The sequence below is a fragment of the Pedobacter sp. AC163 genome (assembly GCF_979258665.1).
Genome location: NZ_OZ409872.1, coordinates 5,236,729 through 5,255,268, shown reverse-complemented (window position 1 = coordinate 5,255,268; position 18,540 = coordinate 5,236,729). Strand labels below are relative to the sequence as shown.

Below are 18,540 nucleotides of genomic sequence, written 5' to 3'. Positions count from 1 at the left end.
TTAAAGAATAGCCTGCCTAATCCGGATTAACCTGGTTAAAGTTTCTTCCAATAAATCTAAGTGCAACATATTAGCCCCATCTGATTTTGCATTTGCTGGATCTGGGTGAGTTTCGATAAACAAGCCATCTGCACCAACTGCAATGGCAGCTTTAGCAATGGTTAAAATTAACTCGGGTTTACCTCCAGTTACACCACTCGCCTGATTTGGTTGCTGTAACGAATGCGTACAATCCATCACAACGGGAACACCGAAGCTTTGCATTTCGGGTAAACCCCGATAATCAACAATTAAATCCTGGTAGCCAAAAGTATTTCCCCTATCCGTTAAAATTACTTTTTCGTTCCCAGCTTCCCGCACTTTTTCAACTGCAAATTTCATTGAACCAGCAGAAAGAAATTGACCTTTTTTTACATTAACTACTTTATCAGTTTCGGCAGCAGCAATCAACAAGTCAGTCTGGCGACACAAAAAAGCAGGGATCTGCAAAACGTCTACATATGCAGCAGCCATTGCAGCCTCACCACTTTCGTGAATATCTGTAACGGTAGGCACGCCAAATTCGCGACCAATACGCTCCAAAATCCTTAGGGCTTTTTCATCGCCAATCCCAGTAAAAGAGCTGCCTTTGCTCCTATTTGCTTTGCGATAAGAACCCTTGAAGATGTAAGGGATTTTAAGTTTATCTGTAATCGTTATAATCTTTTCAGCAATGCGCATGGCGATATCTTCACCTTCTATTGCACATGGACCAGCCATCAAAAAGAAATTTCCGGATTCTGTATTTTTTATTTTATCTAAATAGTTTAGCATAATTGAGATTTGAGACTTGAGATTTGAGATTTGAGATTTCAAACGTCAACCGTCTAAAATCTAGTCTCTTTATCTCAAATCTAATTTTAGTTCCCTAGTTCTGACATGAATTTTATTCGCATCAATTGGATTTCTTCGCGTGTATAGTCAGTTTCGCCAAGTTCGTTAAGTGCTTCATCGATCGAATCGCTTTCGGCAGCACGGAAGTAATCAAAAACCTCATCTTGTCTATCATCATCAATGACTTCATCAATAAAATAGTTTAGATTAAGCTTAGTGCCCGAGTTTACAATTGATTCTACCTCCTTTAAAATCTCTTCGTAAGTAATTCCTTTTGAATCCGCAATATCTTCTAAACCAATCTGTCTATCAATATTTTGAATAATAGAAACTTTCATTTGCGATTTATTGGCTTGAGTTTTAATAATCAAATCAATTGGTCGCTCAATGTCGTTATCTTCTACATATTTCTTGATTAATTCAATAAAAGGGCTACCAAATTTCATTGCTTTACCAGAGCCAACACCATGTATTTGTCGAAGTTCTTCCATTGTAATTGGATAATGCGTACACATTTCCTCCAAAGATGGATCTTGAAAAACAACAAAGGGTGGAACACTTTTTTGCTTGGCAATTTTTTTACGTAAATCTTTTAGCAGCTGTAACAAGTGGGTATCTAAGGCTCCAGGACCTTGTTTTACATCATCATCATCATCATCTGCGCCCGTTTCAATCGGCTCATTTAAGATGAATTTCAAGCTGTAAGGATTGATAATAAAGTCTCTTCCTTGTTTAGTTAGCTTTAATAAACCATAATTATCAATATCCTTAAAAAGGTAATTATTTAGAACGGCCTGGCGGATAACTGATTTCCAAAACAGAATTCCTTCTTCTTTACCGATTCCAAATTCCGGAACTTTGCTATGCTCATAAGCAATGGTTTGTGCAGTTTCCAAGCCCAAAAAAACGTTTAGCAAATGCGCATCGTCAAACTTCTCGCCTGTTTTTTCGATGAATTTTAACAAGGTTGATAGCTGGTCTTCCGCATCAAATTGTTTTTTAGGTTTCTTGCAGTTATCGCACATGCAATTGCAACCTGTTTCATTAAAATTTTCTCCAAAATAATGAAGTATCTGCTTACGTCGGCAAACGCCTGATTCAGCATAATCAATAACTTCTTTTAAAATTTGTGTACCGATTTCGCGTTCAGAAACCGGCTTATCTTTCATAAATTTAGCAAGCTTATCTACGTCTTTTTGAGCGTAGAAAGCAATACAAACTCCTTCGCCCCCATCACGGCCGGCTCTACCAGTTTCCTGGTAATAACCCTCCATACTTTTAGGCACATCGTGATGGATAACGAAACGAACGTCAGGTTTATCTATCCCCATACCAAAAGCAATTGTCGCTACAATCACCTCTGCATCTTCCATCAAAAAGCGATCTTGAGTTTCAGCTCTAATTTTCGGTTCTAAACCAGCATGATATGGCAAAGCACTAATTCCATTAAGGTTTAGCGCTTCTGCAACTTCTTCTACTTTTTTCCGACTGAGACAATAAATGATTCCCGACTTCCCTGGATTAGATTTAATATACTTTATGATTTCTTTTGTGATATCCCTTTTTGGGCGGATTTCATAAAATAAGTTGGGCCTATTAAATGACGATTTAAATAGTGTAGCCTCGGTCATGCCAAGGTTTTTCATAATATCTTGCTGAACCTTCGGTGTGGCAGTAGCTGTTAAAGCTATAATAGGAATATTATTGCCCAAGCCTGCAATCACCTGCTTTATTTTACGGTATTCAGGTCTGAAATCATGACCCCATTCCGATATACAATGCGCTTCATCAACCGCGACAAAAGAGATCTTTATTAAATTAAGGAACTCAATATTATCTTGCTTAGCCAGCGATTCTGGCGCAACATATAACAACTTCGTCTGGCCACTTAAAAGATCAGACTTAACTTGTGTAATTTCAGACTTATTTAAAGATGAGTTAAGAAAGTGTGCGATACTATCATTTCCGCCAAATGCTCTTAATTGATCCACCTGGTTTTTCATTAATGCAATTAGAGGAGAAATTACAATCGCCGTTCCTTCGCTCATTAATGCTGGCAATTGATAGCAAATAGACTTTCCTCCGCCGGTTGGCATAATAACGAAAGTATTATTGCCTTCTAATATATTTGTTATGATCGACTCCTGATCACCTTTGAAATTATCAAACCCAAAGAAATTTTGTAGGTTATCAAATAACGACTTTTTCACGTCCATTTTGTGTAATAAAATATGCGATGCTATTTTTCTATCCAAAATAACATAATTTTACAAGAATTTCAAGTATTCACCAACAATTATTTTCTCTTTGAAAAGTAAAAAATACATAATCCAATCAGCCATAAGCACTTTAGAGCTTGAAGCAGCAGCGATACTAAATGTTGCGAAAAACATTAACGATGATTTCGAGCAAGTGGTATCTACCATTTTAAATTGTGATGGAAGAGTTATTGTAACGGGCATAGGCAAAAGCGCTATTATCGCTCAAAAAATTGTTGCTACTTTTAATTCTACTGGCACGCCTGCTATTTTTATGCATGCCGCAGATGCAATTCATGGCGATTTGGGTATGATTCAAAGAAATGATGTCATTATTTGTTTATCAAAAAGCGGAAATACTCCAGAAATAAAAGTGTTGGTTCCATTGCTTAAATCTGCAGGAAATAAACTGATTGGAATGGTTGGGGAATTAGCATCGTTTTTAGCCGAACAGGCAGATCTTGTATTAAATACCTCATTTGAAAAAGAGGCTTGCCCACATAATTTAGCACCAACTACCAGCACAACGGCTCAACTCGCCTTGGGCGATGCATTGGCTATTTGTCTCTTAGAATGTAGAGAATTTAATGAGTCTGATTTTGCGAAATATCACCCCGGAGGATCATTAGGAAAGAAACTTTATTTAAAGGCCAAAGATCTGGCCCTTTCCAATGAAAAACCTTCAATAAATCCCTCGGCCTCCGTTAAGGATGTATTAATAGAAATTAGCAAAAACCGTTTGGGTGCTGTTGCTGTTGTTGATGAGGAAAATAGTGTTATTGGTGTAATTACCGATGGCGATATCAGACGCATGCTTGAGAACAATGATTCGGTTACTGGACTGAAGGCCGAAGATATTATGGGAAAGCAGCCAAAAAGTATACAATACGACGCTCTTGCAGTGGAAGCACTACACATAATTAAGGAAAATAACATTACGCAGTTGTTAGTACTGAAACAAAACACTTACTTTGGAATTATCCATTTGCACGATCTTTTGAATGAAGGAATAGTGTAATTTTAAATCATAAAATGAATAAAGATTATTACGCCCTAATAATGGCTGGCGGAGTCGGAAGTCGCTTCTGGCCGGTGAGCAGAACAGAATACCCTAAGCAGTTTATCGATTTTTTTGGAGTTGGTAAAACACTGATTCAAAGCACTTACGAAAGGTTTCTAAAAATCTGTTTACCAGAAAATATATTTATCGTTACCAATGAGATTTATGCTGATCTTGTAAAAGAACAGTTACCACAACTCTCAGATAATCAAATCTTGGCGGAACCTTTATTAAGAAACACGGCCCCTTGTGTAGCTTATGGAAGTTTAAAAATTCATGAGCTTAATCCCAATGCGACTATCGTTGTAGCACCTTCAGATCATACTATTGCTAACATAGATGGTTTTATCGATTCCATTGAGCAATCGCTTGATGCCGCTTCGAAAAATGATTGTTTGATTACGTTAGGTATCAAGCCTAACAGACCTGATACGGGTTACGGCTACATTCAGCACACCGACCATGTATTAAATACTGATACTGATTTACATCGGGTTAAAACATTTACCGAAAAGCCAAATTTAGAACTAGCCAAATCATTTATCCAAAGTGGTGATTTTTTATGGAACGCCGGAATTTTTATTTGGTCAGCAAAATCAATTTTGAAGGCATTTGAAAGGCATTTACCAGACATGTACGAAATTTTCAATCAGGGCCGTTCAGAAATGAATACCGAAAGAGAAAATGATTTTATAAATAATGCTTATCTGCAATGCACAAATATCTCAATCGATTTTGGTATTATGGAGAAGGCTGATAATGTTTACGTTTTACCTGCTGATTTCGGCTGGTCTGACCTAGGTACCTGGGCATCAATTTATGAAATGGCTGAAAAGGATTACGTTGGTAATGCGGTAATTCCTTCCGAACAGGTGATTATGTTCGATTCGTCTAATTGTATGGTGAATGTACCGAAAGATAAACTGGTCATCCTACAAGGACTACATGATTACATTGTAGTGGAAAACAATAATATGTTAATGATTTGCCCACGTAATGAGGAGCAAAAAGTAAAAGAATTTGTAGCCGAAGTTAAATCCAGATTCGGAAATAGATTCATTTAATCTTTCAAAAATCTTAAAATCTCGCCAACATCTTTTGGTTCGAAAATCCTAACTGTTCTTAAAACTAAGCTTTGAGAAAAGTTAGGATTTATAATATTTTTGGCTACTACATTAATTTTATCATCCAGATTTTTGATGTAGCCCTGATACGTATTCGTTTGCAGAACGGAGAGGCCAACAGCATTTGCCCAAGCGGTGTTTCTTGCCGCTGTAATGCTAAAATTGATTACAGATTCTTTGCTTTTATTATCAACATATTTTAATAATTTCATCGGGGCACAAATCTCTTCCAAATCCTTTTGGATTATATTTATCAAGCTACCAATAATATTGTTGATAAGATTGAAATCTTTTTTAATCAACTGGATGTCAGAACCCTTTGCAGTTTCAGCAGCAGCGATGCCTAGATCCAAATTAATATGTGCATTCATGCCCATTAATAAATGTTGAATGACAGTGTAAGGCTGTAAACTGGCATCGAAAGCAGATTTCCATGAAGAAGTTAGTGGAGTCTGGTTCAAGTTACAGAAATAAGCGTCGATATATCGATTTGCAAAAATCACATCAAGCTTTTCCATTCTCTGTCCGTCCTCAAACAAACCGTCATTTATCCCATTTTGAACAGCGATGGTCATTTTTCGATACAAGCAAGCAAAATATCCAGCTCTGGATTTTTTGGCTATGCTTTGATTGATAATGTCATCTAGATGAGTGATAACTTCGGTAATGTTTTTTGCAGGAAGCATAAATGGAATTTCTAATTAAAAATACATAATTATATTCTTAACTACGAAATTAAAAGGACACCATCCTTAGGTAGTTCTTTGCCTTACAGCCTCATACAAAATAACACCCGCAGAAACCGACACATTTAATGATTCTATTTTGCCAGCCATTGGAATTTTTGCTAAATGATCTGCTACTCTTAAAAGATCGTTGGAAATCCCCTCATCTTCCGACCCCATAACGATTGCTGTTGGCATGGTATAATCTGGCGAGTAAATTAAATCTGTAGTTTTCTCGGTACAGGCTACAATTTGCAAACCGCTTTCTTGCAAAAACAAACAGGTTTTATGAAGGTTAGCATGTCTGCAAATAGGGATATTAAATAGGGCTCCGGCAGAAGTTTTAATAGCATCTGCATTTATTTGTGCAGCATTTTTTAATGGTACCACAATAGCATGCACGCCTACGCAAGCAGCTGTACGAGCAATTGCACCCATGTTACGTACATCAGTAACACTATCTAACACCAATATCAACGGCACTTCGCCTTTTTCAAAAACAGCAGGAACAATATCCTCAATATTTTGATAAGTGATCGGAGAAATAACAGCAATAACACCTTGATGATTTTTTTGAGACATTCTATTCAATTTCTCAATTGGAACAGCGTTCAATGGGATCAAGGTATCTTTAAGTAGTGCTTTTAATTCCAGAAATAATTCTCCTCCCAGACCACGTTGTTGATAAATCGTTTCAATATCTCTACCAGCTTTCACCGCTTCAATTACAGCTCTAATGCCAAATATAAACTCATTATTTTCCTTTGCTCTTTGTGGTCTTCTAAAATTATCCATGATGTAAAATTGTTTGCAAAAGTAGTTGTTTTTCCGGCAAGGCGAGCAAAATTATTTGCTATTGGAAAATATGGACGTAAAACAGAGGATTGATTTTTATTGGCAATCGAATTATAGAGGTAATAGATAATCGGAAATACGAAGTTCATCAGTCGAATTTAAAAAAAGTACTGTTACATTTTCTACTATTGCCAACTACCTCTTCCCTATTTTCAATTCCCTCAGTTATCCATTCCCTATAAACCCATGTTTATCACCCTTCCATTATCAACATTTTGTTGTTCAGAATTTTGAGATCTTTTTAAAATAACGAAAACTTAATCTTATTCTTCTTCAATTTGTTAACAAACAGCTAAGAACTTGTTAAAACATTCGGATCAAAAATTAACTACTTTTGTAAAATGAGTATCGATAACGAACAAGGCGGAAAGAATAGTATATCATCCCGAAAAGCAAGATTAAATACAACAGTGAGTTCAATGGGTAAATTGCCTCCCCAAGCATTAGATTTGGAAGAGGCAGTTTTAGGTGCATTGATGTTGGAAAAAGATGCGCTTTCGGCTGTTATCGACATTTTAAAGCCTGAGGTTTTTTATCATGAAGCCCACCAAAAAATATTTGCAGCCATCCACATGCTGTTTGAAAAATCGAAACCAGTAGATATTTTAACAGTAACATCAGAACTGCGCCAGATGGGTACTTTAGAAATGGTTGGCGGAGCTTATTATATCACTAACCTGACTAACCGGGTAGCTTCTGCCGCAAATATTGAATATCATGCCCGGATTATCTCCCAAAAATATATTCAGCGTGAATTGATTAGAATTTCTACTGATATTATTACGAATGCGTATGAAGATACCACTGATATTTTCGATTTATTAGATCATGCGGAAAAAGGATTGTTTGATATTGCCCAAAATAACTTGCGGAGAGATACGCAGAAAATGGACGATATTATCAAACAATCACTGGCAACCCTAGAAGAACTTCGAACAAAAACAGATGGCTTAACGGGCGTTCCGACCGGATTTACTGGATTAGATCGCATCACCGGAGGTTGGCAAAAACAAGATTTGGTTATTATTGCTGCTCGTCCGGCGATGGGAAAGACGGCCTTCGTACTTACTTGCGCAAGGAATGCGACAGTTGATTTTCAAAAACCAACAGTAGTTTTCTCTTTAGAAATGTCTTCTGTTCAGTTAGTTAACCGTTTAATATCGGGAGAAGCTGAAATAGAGCAAGAAAAAATCAGAAAAGGAAATTTACAAGAGTGGGAATGGCAGCAGCTTCACAGTAAAATCGGTCGCTTAACTGAAGCTCCCCTACTTATCGATGATACGCCAGCGCTAAATATCTTTGAATTTAGAGCAAAATGTAGAAGGCTTAAATCACAATACGATATTCAATTGGTTATTGTGGATTACTTGCAGTTGATGCATGGTAAAGGTGAAGGCGGTAAAGGTGGTGGTAACCGTGAGCAAGAAATCGGTAGTATTTCAAGAGCTTTGAAATCAGTTGCAAAGGAGTTAGATGTTCCTGTTTTAGCCTTATCACAGTTAAGTCGTGCGGTAGAAAGCCGACCTGGTTTGCAGGGAAAGAGGCCAATGTTATCCGATTTGCGTGAATCGGGTTCAATTGAGCAGGATGCTGATATGGTTTTATTCCTTTATCGTCCTGAATATTATGGCATTACCGAAGATGAGCAAGGAAGATCGCAAGCGGGAATTGGCGAAGTAATTATTGCTAAACACCGTAATGGTGAAACCGGAATTGTACCACTTCGATTTATTGGTAAGTTTGTTAAGTTTACAGATTTGGAAGAGGATTTCACAGCACCAACATCATTTGCTTCCGCAGATCCATCTGCAGGAATGTACCCATCACAAGATTTTGAAAAACAAAGCAATGTGATTATTCGACCATCAAAAATGGACGATTATAATGATGATGATCCACCATTTTAATGGGGGTAAATAAAAAAAGGGAAATCGAAAAATTTCCCTTTTTTATTTAGAAAAGATATCCGAATAATATTCCTGCTAAAACAATTAAAGGCGGGCTCACTTTGGTGAAGTTTAAAAGTAGAAATGTGGCTACCATTATCCCTAAAAACAACAAGTTAAAACCCATCGGGATAAGCAACAGAATAAAGGCGGCAATAATGAAACCTACGCTTACCGCATTAATACCAGAAAGACTATAGCGAATCCTTGAGATTTTTTTCAAATCATCCCAAAAAGGAACGATAAATAAAACCAAAATTAATCCTGGTAAATTAATTCCGATTACACCAATTAAGCCGCCCAGCACCTGTCCCCATACGCCGTAGCCAAAGTTCTTCATGCTTAATGCCCCGAGATAACTGGTGAATGAAAATGTTGGGCCGGGAAGCGCTTGCTGTAAAGCAAAACCTGATAAAAAACCTGATGAAGGCAGATAATGCTTCATTTCTACAAACTCCGTAAACATTAACGGAACGAGCACCTGACCACCACCGAAAACCAATATTCCGTTCCGGTAAAAATTTTCTAACAAACGAATTGGCAAGCTGAAAGGCGATGTTCTGTTAATAATGGCACCAACAAGTGCGAATAAAAGTAGTGCACCTAAAAAGTAAATCATCTTCTTAGGATTAATATTCGAAAAAAGTTTAACTCGTAATTCCGTTTCCTCTTTAGGCGTTTCAATTGCGGAAGAAATTATCCCACCAACTAAAATTGCTAGTGGAAATACATAGGCATTACGCAGAACAAAGGTTGCCACAACGGAAGATATGGCTAAGAAAATGGAGACTTGGGAAGACAAAACTTTTTTACCCAACTGCCAGGCTCCGTAAGCCACAATACCCAACGCTATGGGCTGAATATACTCCAGAATATCGCTAAACTTTTGCTTCTGATCAAGCAAGGCATAGCTAATCGCAGCAAATGTCATAATTGCTGCTGTTGGCAAGATCCAAATCAAAAAAGTAAGGATTGCCAGCTTCAGTTTTCCCACTTTCCAGGCTATCCCCACCAGTGTTTGTGTAGATGCTGGCCCCGGTAAAACCTGTGCTAAAGCGTTCAGCTCCAGTAACTCTTCTTCCGAAATAAACTTGGAATTTTTAACGAAATACTTTAACAGCAATGCTAAATGTGCTTGTGCGCCACCGAAAGAAGTGAAAGTGAACAATACGACATTCCTGATAAATAGCCACTGCTTTTTAGCAGCGATGGGTTTAGCTTGCATTTATTCTAGCTGATTAGCAATAAACAAATAATTGAAAACGACTGAGTAAATTATTCATCTTCATAATCTAAACCTGCAGCAGTGTTGTACGCACCTTGTAACTCAGAAAATGCATGCATATCTCGCTTATTACGGGCTACAGCCATTCCTTTTTGATATACCTCAATCGCTTTATCTTTTTGATCATCTTTTTCCAATAACTTACCCAAATGATAATAAGTTCCTACATAATCTGGATGTTTATCCGTTAACTGAAGGTAAAAAGAATAGGCCTTTTCTTTATCATTTTGAGTGTTATACTCTGTGGCTAAGGCATATAGTATAAACGGATCGTTCGGATCACTTTCTAAAAACTCCAATAACTTTGCTAAACGGCTTGATGACATTTTATTTCCTTGCTTTTTTAATTAAATTTGCAGAAAGACCATATATAAATAAGACCAATAGTATGATTAATCAGGAGCCTTACTTTAAGCTTTGATAATTTCATATTCACTAAAACCCAAATTAACATATGAAAATATTAGTTTGTATCAGTAACGTGCCCGACACGACGACAAAAATAACTTTTACCAATGATAATACCGAATTCAATACAGCCGGAGTACAATATATTGTTAATCCTTATGATGAAATTGCATTATCAAGAGCAATCGAGTTAACTGAAGGTGGTAAAGGAACAGTAACTGTAATCAATGTTGGCGAAGCTGCAAACGATCCAACCATCAGGAAAGCGCTTGCAATTGGCGCAGATGACGCCGTAAGAGTAAATGCTGCTCCACGTGATGCCTATTTCGTAGCTAAACAAATTGCAGAATATGCAAAGGATAAAGATTTCAATATCATTTTAACCGGACGGGAGTCTATTGATTATAATGGAAATCAGGTAGCCGCAATGGTCGGAGAATTTTTAGACATACCTTCGATTTCTATCATCAAAAAACTTGACATTGATGGAGATAATGCAACTGTAGAAAGAGAAATTGAAGGCGGAAAAGAAGTAGTTACCGTTACCGGTAAGTTTGTAGCAAGCTGTGCTGAAGGGGTTGCTGAACCAAAAATCCCTAACATGCGTGGTATTATGAGCGCAAGAACAAAACCTTTAGCTGTTGTTGATCCAGTTTCGATTGAGGAAGTTACTAAGGTGACTAAATATGAAACTCCAGCTCCACGCGGTACAGTGAAATTAATTCCTGCAGATCAAACGGAATCGTTGATTGGCTTGCTACATAGTGAAGCGAAAGTGATTTAACGGATCCAGTTAAGTTTGAACTTGAAATAAACAGAGATAATTAATTGAGTAGATAAACATCTCCATCGGAGATTTAAGATAAAAATATGTCAGTATTAGTATATGTAGAACAAGCTGAAGGGAAGTTTAAGAAATCTGTTTTCGAGGCAGTTTCATACGCCAAAGCCATTGCCGATCAACAATCGACAAATTTAATTGCCATTTCTATCGGCGATGTTGCAGAAAGTGAATTAAAAGAGTTGGGTAAATACGGTGCATCGAAGGTTTTAAATGTAAGTGTAGATCAGTTAAAAACGTTTGTAAACCAGGCTTACGCAAGCGTAATTGCTGCAGCTGCTGGACAAGAAAATGCAGACATCGTCGTATTATCAAATTCATTCTCTGGCAAAGGTTTAGCACCTCGTATTGCAGTGAAACTTAAAGCTGGTTTGGCAGATGGAGCTGTCGAGTTGCCTAGTACAGATGGGAAATTTTCGGTTAAAAAAACTGCATTTTCTGGTAAAGCCTTTGCCATTACCGAATTAACGTCGGCAAATAAGGTAATAGCCTTAAACCCGAATGCCTTTGGTGTGAAAGAAAATAACACCGAAGCTGCTATTGAAACCTTCTCTGCTGATGTTAAACAATCAGACTTAGGAACTGTTATCAAAGATATTGTAAGAGCAACTGATAAAATTTCACTTCCGGATGCAGAGTTAGTGGTCTCTGCCGGACGTGGTCTAAAAGGTCCTGAAAACTGGGGAATGATTGAAGAATTAGCAGGTTTATTAGGTGCTGCAACCGCTTGTTCAAAACCAGTTTCTGATGCAGATTGGAGACCGCATTCTGAACACGTAGGTCAAACAGGTATTTCCATCAGCCCGAACTTGTATATTGCAATCGGCATATCTGGTGCAATTCAACATTTGGCTGGTGTAAGTTCATCAAAAGTAATCGTGGTGATCAACAAAGATCCTGAAGCTCCTTTTTTCAAAGTAGCAGATTACGGTATTGTTGGTGATGCTTTTGAAGTTGTACCAAAATTAATAGAAGCTTTAAAAGCACATAAAGGATAATAAATTACTTTAAACCTCGCGTATCTGAAAATATGTGAGGTTTGAAAACGATATATGAAAAAAGTTAAATTAGATATTGTAGGTTTATCTTATAGCCAGACGCAATCTGGTGCTTATGCCCTGGTTTTAGGAGAAGTAAATGGCCGCCGAAGATTGCCCATTATTATAGGCGCATTTGAAGCTCAGGCAATTGCTATTGAAATTGAAAAGATGACTCCGAGCAGGCCATTAACCCACGATTTATTTAAATCAATGGCTGACACCTTTCATATCAACATACAAGAAATCATAATTTACAATTTGGTCGATGGTGTTTTTTATGCAAAACTAATCTGTAGCGATGGAAAAACCACCCACGAAATTGATGCGAGAACCTCAGATGCAATTGCACTTGCGGTTCGGTTTAACGCTTTAATTTATACTTATGAATTTATATTGGCCTCTGCAGGGATTGTAATTGAAGGAAATGATTTTCTATTTTTAGAAAACATGGATTCGATTGCCAAAGAACCTGATGCTGATGTAACGCCAAGTTCATCGCAACAGCAAGGATTTGGTGATTTAACAATTGAAGAACTTCAACAGAAACTCCAGGAAGCAATTGCTGACGAAGCCTATGAAAAAGCTGCCCGATTGAGAGATGAGTTAAACAAAAGAGGAACTTCCTAATAAATTGTTATTGATTCTTACCTAAAATCCTCCTAAAAAATGGAAATTTAAAATGAACCCAAATTGTTTAAAATAATTTGGGTTCATTTTTGAATAATGTTTTAAAATAGTTCTATATTCAGCCTTTACTTTCAAAAAAATCAAACAAACGAATATGATGAATGTTAAGTTCCGCTTAACCGTGATGAGCTTTATGCAATTTTTTGTGTGGGCAGCATGGCTTATTACAATTGCAAACTATTGGTTCGGAACCAAACAATGGGATGGTGCAGATTTTGGAATCATATTTTCTACAATGGGAATTGCCTCTCTATTTATGCCTACCTTAACTGGTATTATGGCAGACAAATGGATTAATGCAGAAAAACTGTATGCAGTTTTACATATTTTGTACGCCTGTGTAATGTTTTACTTACCACAAGTTACAAGTCCTAACAGCTTCTTTTGGGTGATATTATTGGCAATGTGTTTTTATATGCCAACCATCGCATTAAGCAATTCTATTAGCTATACAACGCTTAAAAATAGCGAATTTGATGTTATTAAAAGTTTTCCTCCAATAAGGGTTTGGGGAACCGTAGGATTTATTGTAGCCATGTGGATTACCAATTTAACAGGTAATAAAGCAAGTGCAAATCAATTCTACATAGCTGGAGTAAGTGCTTTTGCATTAGGCATTTATTCATTTACTCTTCCTGCATGTAAACCATTAAAGTTAATCAGCGATAAAAAATCATGGGTGCAAAAATTAGGACTAGAATCGTTCAAATTATTCGCAGATTATAAAATGGCATTATTTTTTATTTTCTCAATGTTTTTAGGCGGAGCATTGCAATTAACAAATGCATATGGAGATGTGTTTCTTGATGAATTTAAAATGTTTCCTCAATATGCTGAACTCTATGTAGTAAAAAGATCCACCTTAATTTTATCAATTTCTCAAATTTCCGAAACATTGTTCATTCTAGCCATCCCCTTTTTCTTAAAAAGGTATGGAATTAAGAATGTAATGGTTATTTCTATGCTGGCTTGGGTATTCAGATTTGGTTTATTTGCCTTTGGAAACCCGGCGGATGGATTGTGGATGATCATTTTAAGTTGCATTGTTTATGGAATGGCGTTTGACTTTTTTAACATTTCAGGATCATTATTCGTTGAAACTTCAACTACTCCAAAAATGCGTTCCTCAGCCCAAGGTATGTTTATGATGATGACAAATGGATTTGGAGCAATATTAGGAAGTTTAACATCTGGCTGGATCATTCAAAAATATTTCACAAGCGCATACACTACTATTCAAGAATTAGCAACATTAGTTTCAGCACAACCTAATAATAAGCTATTAATTAGTTTCCTAGGTTCAAAAGGAATTTCTGTTTTAGATAATGGTCAATTGAGTAGAGCAATACCGGTTATTAACTGGCACAGCGTGTGGCTAACATTCGCCATTTATGCGTTAATCATTACGGTCTTATTTGCATTATTATTTAAGCACAAACACACCAAAGCAGAAGAGAAAGCTATTGATGCCATTACCCACTAAATATTTCGAAATCATTTATGTCAGCTGGTAAGTATAGAAAAGAACACAATTGTTTAAATTGTGGCTCGCATGTAGAAAAACATTATTGTAGCAATTGTGGGCAACCCAATCTAGAATTAAAAGAAAGTTTTTGGGGCTTCATTAGCCATAGCATTGCACATTACTTCCATTTCGATAATAAATTTTTTCAAACACTTGTTCCCCTTTTAACTAAACCTGGTCAGGTTACGTTAGATTATTTAGCAGGAAAAAGAGCCAGGTATATCAATCCGGTAAGCATGTACATTTTTGTGTCTATTGTTTATTTTTTGGTTGCCTACTCGCCTACTCATGTCGAAATAGAAAATGAACACAAGCCTGTAACTGCTGCCGAAACTCAAAAAAGAAAAGCTACACTCGATAGTGTAAACAAAGTATTGAAAAACGCTGGACTGGTAAAAGCAGTACCAGGTATCATGAATGAAACTACGAAGCATATCGCTGAAGATTTAGATCGAGAAGATTTCAAAGCCTTAAGTTTCAAAGATCAAAAAATAGCCTTAGAAAATCTGAAAAAGCTGAATAAAGCCAATCGATCGGATTCGTTAACTAAGGTAATTGGAAAGTTTAGTGAAATTCACGATGATCGAAATGACAGTACTTATGCTGCATATTTAGCGAGACAGAAAACTTTAAATCCGATAGAGCAGGACAATTGGTTAGATAGAATGATTAAGAAACGAGCTATATCGATTGGGGAAAAAGCAGAAGTTATTCAGGAAACCCTTGAACACAACAGACCGAAGCAGTATTTTCTGATGATGCCTTTGCTTGCACTTTTCATCATGTGGAATTTTAGAAGAAATCACATTTATTATCTGGATCACCTGATCTTCACAATACATGGAATGACTGCATTTTTTATAGTCTCCATATTTACCAAACCATTAATAAAATATATTTTCGGAGAAGATTCTACCATGTCAAACCTCATCGGAATAGCTATTTTCGTGTGGATCTGCTGGTATATGTTTAATGCGTTGAAAATATTTTACCAACGGAAAAAAGTAGTTGGGAAGATGATCATGATCATTATACTATACTTCCTATCACTTAAATTAACTGAAATGGTGATGCTCAACTTAATCTATTACGTAGTAACCTGATCAAAATAAAGGGTATAAAAAAAGCTTCAGAATTCTGAAGCTTTTTTTATAGACTAAATAATTATTATTTTCTGCTCTTAATATCAACGAACGCCCTATCAGTTTCACCAACGTAAATTTGACGTGGACGACCAATCGGCTCTTTATTTTCATGCATTTCTTTCCATTGAGCAATCCATCCCGGTAAGCGACCCAGGGCAAATAACACGGTAAACATTTCAGATGGGAACCCTAATGCTCTGTAAATGATGCCTGAATAGAAATCTACGTTAGGATATAACTTTCTATCAATGAAATACTGATCAGTTAATGCTGCCTCTTCTAATTTTTTAGCTATTTCTAAAATCGGATCATCAATACCCAAGTTTTCCAAAATATCATCACAAGCTTTTTTAATGATTTTTGCCCTTGGATCAAAGTTTTTATAAACTCTGTGTCCGAAGCCCATCATACGGAAAGGATCGTTTTTATCTTTCGCTTTGGCAATCCATTTCTCTGTATCTCCGCCATCGTTCTTAATTAGCTCAAGCATATCGATAACAGCTTGGTTTGCACCACCATGTAGTGGCCCCCAAAGTGCCGCGATACCTGCCGCAACTGAAGCATACAAATTACAATCTGATGAGCCCACTATTCGAACAGTAGATGTTGAGCAATTTTGCTCATGATCTGCATGTAAAATCAGTAACTTGTTCATGGCATTCACCACAACCGGGTTCACATCGTAATCCTCAGTACGTTGTCCAAATGTCATCCAAAGGAAATTGGTTACGTAATCATACTTATTTTTTGGATAGATAAGCGGATGACCCAATGCTTTTTTATAGATAAAAGAAACGATTGTAGGTAGCTTAGCCAATAACTTAATAATAGTTAGATTTTGCTCCTCAGCAGTTTGATTAGGCTTTAAGCACTCTGGATAGAATGTTGATAGTGAGAAAATTAAAGAACCCAATTGACCCATTGGATGAGATCTCGATGGATAACCATCGAAAAATTTCTTCATATCCTCATGAATCAAGGTATGCTTACTTATTTCACCCTGGAATGCATCTAATTGCTCTTGAGTTGGCAAATCACCATATACGATCAAATATGATACTTCTAAAAAGCTGGATTTTTCGGCAAGTTCTTCTATAGAATATCCTCTATATTTTAAGATTCCTTTTTCACCATCTAAAAAAGTGATTTTACTTTTTGTAGAACCAGTATTTTTAAAACCAGTATCTAAGGTTACAAAGCCTGTAAGATCTCTTAACTTAGAGATATCAATGGCCTTTTCATCTTCTGTTCCTGTAATTACTGGCAATTCTACTGTCTTACCATCAACTTTAATCTCTGCAATATCTGACATATTATTGTATTGTGTTTATAGCTTTCTAAATTATATAAAATTAATATACATGCATAACAAATCTGTTAAATTAATATGAATAATCAGTCAAAAAGACGTAACAATCATGCTTAATTTTTCCCGACATTCATGCTATTTTGATTTGATCTCTTCTGCAACTCTTCCACACTCAAGCATCTCATTACCATAATAAGGGTTTTTGATTTCCTTTTCTTTCGATAGCCAGTCTCCTCCATCTCCCTTGTTAGCCATTGGGCAATGTTGAACATAAAGTGTTCCTGATTCTATCTCTGTTGATTTGAATAAGGCAATGATATCTGCACTTAAAACAGTAAAATTTTTGCGCTGTATGGCAAGGTCATTAGTGCCTGCAATTTTCGCTGCTATTTCTGCCGTGGGTTCACAACCTGCGTAATTTGCTAAACTTTTCTCTAACGCCTTCGCAGATTTTTGTCCAACTGCAGAATCTGAAGCTACCAACGCATTTTTAAGATCTACATATTGATTTAAAATCTCTGATTTTTTAACATCGTTGATTTTTACCTCATTTGATACCTTCGCTGCGTTGTTCTGGGAAGTGTCTTTATCACCTGTAGCTTTTTTCTCCGCTTGGTTGCAGGCCAGTAATGTAGCTAATATGGCAATGCCGAATATTTTTTTCATTGTATTTGGTTTTCTGCTCAAAATAGCAATTATAATATTAATTAAACAAAAAAAGCCCCGCAAATTGCGAGGCTTCTGAAATATATGATGCTATAATTATAATTTAAAATTATAAGCGATTCTTAAAGCAAACTGACCTGTTTGTCTGAAATAAGTTGTAGAAGCTACATCATTTACATAACCTTCATATCTTGCACCAATATCAAGACCATTATCCCACTCATAACCAAGACCACCTGTATAAATAAAGTTAGTTTTAGCGCCATCTTCAATACCAAAACCTGCACCAGCTTCTGCAGCTAAATACATTCTTTCAATAGCAAAAACTTTAACACCACCTTTGGCAGGAATAAAACCAAAATCTAATGAGTTATTTCTACCTTTTAATTTTGTATAACCTCCAGATGCCGTAATAGCAACATCTTTAGTTAAATCCCATTGAAGTTTTAAATCGGCGCCATAAGCATACTCCATTGGAGAACTTTTCTTGAACAAACCACCATTTAATCCCACCCCTACCTTAAAGGCCATTCCATTGTTGGTAGATCCGGCATCCATAGTCGTCATGGTTTGTGCATTTAGGTTTGATCCTGTAAAAACAGCACCTGCGACAAGTGCAGCTGCAAAAAATTTAGTAATTGTTTTCATGTTAGATAAATTTAAATTATTAATTAAGGGTTTTGGATTATATACGATAAATTGATTCTAACAGATTTTATAATTTTCATTTTATTCAGAAATTTTTAAAATAAAAAAAAGCCCTGACTTCCGTCAAGGCTTTTTTTGAATTATT

The 18,540-nt window shown here is 36.4% G+C and carries 17 protein-coding genes; 8 read left to right on the top strand and 9 right to left on the bottom strand.

Going from position 1 to position 18,540, the window contains the following annotated elements; all coding sequences use genetic code 11:
• Both kdsA and recQ read right to left on the bottom strand, forming a co-directional pair.
• Entirely contained in the window at window positions 1-813 is an 813-nt protein-coding gene (kdsA, locus tag ACZZZK_RS22780; protein ID WP_463486141.1) for a 3-deoxy-8-phosphooctulonate synthase, read from the bottom strand.
• Window positions 814-899: 86 nt separating this feature from the next.
• Entirely contained in the window at window positions 900-3,089 is a 2,190-nt protein-coding gene (gene recQ / locus ACZZZK_RS22775) for a DNA helicase RecQ (protein WP_463486314.1), read from the bottom strand.
• 91 nt (window positions 3,090-3,180) lie between these two features.
• Here recQ and ACZZZK_RS22770 point away from each other — a divergent pair, with 91 nt between their 5' ends.
• Both ACZZZK_RS22770 and ACZZZK_RS22765 read left to right on the top strand, forming a co-directional pair.
• Window positions 3,181-4,149, top strand: coding sequence for a KpsF/GutQ family sugar-phosphate isomerase (locus tag ACZZZK_RS22770; RefSeq protein ID WP_265801093.1), 969 nt, complete (start codon window positions 3,181-3,183; stop codon window positions 4,147-4,149).
• Window positions 4,150-4,163: 14 nt separating this feature from the next.
• Complete coding sequence (locus ACZZZK_RS22765) at window positions 4,164-5,255, top strand: mannose-1-phosphate guanylyltransferase (protein ID WP_265801092.1); 1,092 nt, start codon at window positions 4,164-4,166, stop codon at window positions 5,253-5,255.
• On the opposite strand, the gene ACZZZK_RS22760 is transcribed toward ACZZZK_RS22765, so the two are convergent.
• Complete coding sequence (locus tag ACZZZK_RS22760; RefSeq protein WP_463486140.1) at window positions 5,252-6,001, bottom strand: DUF5995 family protein; 750 nt, start codon at window positions 5,999-6,001, stop codon at window positions 5,252-5,254. The two genes, ACZZZK_RS22765 and ACZZZK_RS22760, sit on opposite strands and share 4 nt — an antisense overlap.
• Window positions 6,002-6,067: 66 nt before the next feature.
• Window positions 6,068-6,835 (bottom strand): 23S rRNA (guanosine(2251)-2'-O)-methyltransferase RlmB, encoded by a 768-nt coding sequence (gene rlmB, locus ACZZZK_RS22755; protein ID WP_463486139.1) that lies wholly within the window; start codon window positions 6,833-6,835, stop codon window positions 6,068-6,070.
• Window positions 6,836-7,236: 401 nt separating this feature from the next.
• Between rlmB and dnaB the strand changes: the two genes are divergently transcribed.
• Window positions 7,237-8,802, top strand: a complete 1,566-nt coding sequence (dnaB, locus tag ACZZZK_RS22750) for a replicative DNA helicase (RefSeq protein ID WP_265801087.1) — start codon at window positions 7,237-7,239, stop codon at window positions 8,800-8,802.
• Window positions 8,803-8,848: 46 nt separating this feature from the next.
• On the opposite strand, the gene chrA is transcribed toward dnaB, so the two are convergent.
• Together chrA and ACZZZK_RS22740 are read right to left on the bottom strand one after the other, a co-directional pair.
• Complete coding sequence (chrA, locus tag ACZZZK_RS22745; RefSeq protein WP_463486138.1) at window positions 8,849-10,066, bottom strand: chromate efflux transporter; 1,218 nt, start codon at window positions 10,064-10,066, stop codon at window positions 8,849-8,851.
• Between the two features lie 50 nt (window positions 10,067-10,116).
• Window positions 10,117-10,452: a tetratricopeptide repeat protein gene (locus ACZZZK_RS22740; RefSeq protein WP_265801085.1), complete on the bottom strand. Its 336-nt coding sequence runs from the start codon at window positions 10,450-10,452 to the stop codon at window positions 10,117-10,119.
• Window positions 10,453-10,580: 128 nt separating this feature from the next.
• Between ACZZZK_RS22740 and ACZZZK_RS22735 the strand changes: the two genes are divergently transcribed.
• The 5 genes from ACZZZK_RS22735 (at window position 10,581) to ACZZZK_RS22715 (ending at window position 15,730) form a co-directional block, all read left to right on the top strand.
• Window positions 10,581-11,318, top strand: coding sequence for an electron transfer flavoprotein subunit beta/FixA family protein (locus tag ACZZZK_RS22735; protein WP_463486137.1), 738 nt, complete (start codon window positions 10,581-10,583; stop codon window positions 11,316-11,318).
• Between the two features lie 86 nt (window positions 11,319-11,404).
• Window positions 11,405-12,373 (top strand): electron transfer flavoprotein subunit alpha/FixB family protein, encoded by a 969-nt coding sequence (locus tag ACZZZK_RS22730; RefSeq protein ID WP_463486136.1) that lies wholly within the window; start codon window positions 11,405-11,407, stop codon window positions 12,371-12,373.
• A 54-nt stretch (window positions 12,374-12,427) separates the two neighbouring features.
• Complete coding sequence (locus ACZZZK_RS22725) at window positions 12,428-13,042, top strand: bifunctional nuclease family protein (protein WP_463486135.1); 615 nt, start codon at window positions 12,428-12,430, stop codon at window positions 13,040-13,042.
• Between the two features lie 157 nt (window positions 13,043-13,199).
• Complete coding sequence (locus tag ACZZZK_RS22720) at window positions 13,200-14,585, top strand: nucleoside permease (protein ID WP_463486313.1); 1,386 nt, start codon at window positions 13,200-13,202, stop codon at window positions 14,583-14,585.
• A 17-nt stretch (window positions 14,586-14,602) separates the two neighbouring features.
• Window positions 14,603-15,730 carry a DUF3667 domain-containing protein gene (locus ACZZZK_RS22715; protein WP_463486134.1) on the top strand — a complete coding sequence of 376 codons (1,128 nt, stop codon included), beginning with the start codon at window positions 14,603-14,605 and terminating at the stop codon, window positions 15,728-15,730.
• 64 nt (window positions 15,731-15,794) lie between these two features.
• Here the strand turns inward: ACZZZK_RS22715 and ACZZZK_RS22710 are convergent, their stop codons facing one another.
• The 3 genes from ACZZZK_RS22710 to ACZZZK_RS22700 form a co-directional block, all read right to left on the bottom strand.
• Complete coding sequence (locus ACZZZK_RS22710; RefSeq protein WP_265801080.1) at window positions 15,795-17,084, bottom strand: citrate synthase; 1,290 nt, start codon at window positions 17,082-17,084, stop codon at window positions 15,795-15,797.
• A 132-nt stretch (window positions 17,085-17,216) separates the two neighbouring features.
• Entirely contained in the window at window positions 17,217-17,747 is a 531-nt protein-coding gene (locus tag ACZZZK_RS22705; RefSeq protein ID WP_463486133.1) for a DUF3347 domain-containing protein, read from the bottom strand.
• A 96-nt stretch (window positions 17,748-17,843) separates the two neighbouring features.
• A complete protein-coding gene (locus tag ACZZZK_RS22700; RefSeq protein ID WP_463486132.1) occupies window positions 17,844-18,395 on the bottom strand; it encodes a hypothetical protein in 552 nt (183 codons plus the stop codon).
• Between the last annotated feature and the right edge of the window lie 145 nt (window positions 18,396-18,540).

Bases quoted from the DNA above. Each gene is read 5' to 3' on its own strand.
- ACZZZK_RS22740 (WP_265801085.1), bottom strand. From the start codon at position 10,452: ATGTCATCAAGCCGTTTAGCAAAGTTATTGGAGTTTTTAGAAAGTGAT.
- rlmB (WP_463486139.1), bottom strand. From the start codon at position 6,835: ATGGATAATTTTAGAAGACCACAAAGAGCAAAGGAAAATAATGAGTTT.
- ACZZZK_RS22725 (WP_463486135.1), top strand. From the start codon at position 12,428: ATGAAAAAAGTTAAATTAGATATTGTAGGTTTATCTTATAGCCAGACG.
- ACZZZK_RS22730 (WP_463486136.1), top strand. From the start codon at position 11,405: ATGTCAGTATTAGTATATGTAGAACAAGCTGAAGGGAAGTTTAAGAAA.
- chrA (WP_463486138.1), bottom strand. From the start codon at position 10,066: ATGCAAGCTAAACCCATCGCTGCTAAAAAGCAGTGGCTATTTATCAGG.
- ACZZZK_RS22705 (WP_463486133.1), bottom strand. From the start codon at position 17,747: ATGAAAAAAATATTCGGCATTGCCATATTAGCTACATTACTGGCCTGC.
- kdsA (WP_463486141.1), bottom strand. From the start codon at position 813: ATGCTAAACTATTTAGATAAAATAAAAAATACAGAATCCGGAAATTTC.
- ACZZZK_RS22720 (WP_463486313.1), top strand. From the start codon at position 13,200: ATGAATGTTAAGTTCCGCTTAACCGTGATGAGCTTTATGCAATTTTTT.
- recQ (WP_463486314.1), bottom strand. From the start codon at position 3,089: ATGGACGTGAAAAAGTCGTTATTTGATAACCTACAAAATTTCTTTGGG.
- ACZZZK_RS22710 (WP_265801080.1), bottom strand. From the start codon at position 17,084: ATGTCAGATATTGCAGAGATTAAAGTTGATGGTAAGACAGTAGAATTG.
- ACZZZK_RS22760 (WP_463486140.1), bottom strand. From the start codon at position 6,001: ATGCTTCCTGCAAAAAACATTACCGAAGTTATCACTCATCTAGATGAC.
- ACZZZK_RS22715 (WP_463486134.1), top strand. From the start codon at position 14,603: ATGTCAGCTGGTAAGTATAGAAAAGAACACAATTGTTTAAATTGTGGC.
- ACZZZK_RS22700 (WP_463486132.1), bottom strand. From the start codon at position 18,395: ATGAAAACAATTACTAAATTTTTTGCAGCTGCACTTGTCGCAGGTGCT.
- ACZZZK_RS22765 (WP_265801092.1), top strand. From the start codon at position 4,164: ATGAATAAAGATTATTACGCCCTAATAATGGCTGGCGGAGTCGGAAGT.
- ACZZZK_RS22735 (WP_463486137.1), top strand. From the start codon at position 10,581: ATGAAAATATTAGTTTGTATCAGTAACGTGCCCGACACGACGACAAAA.
- dnaB (WP_265801087.1), top strand. From the start codon at position 7,237: ATGAGTATCGATAACGAACAAGGCGGAAAGAATAGTATATCATCCCGA.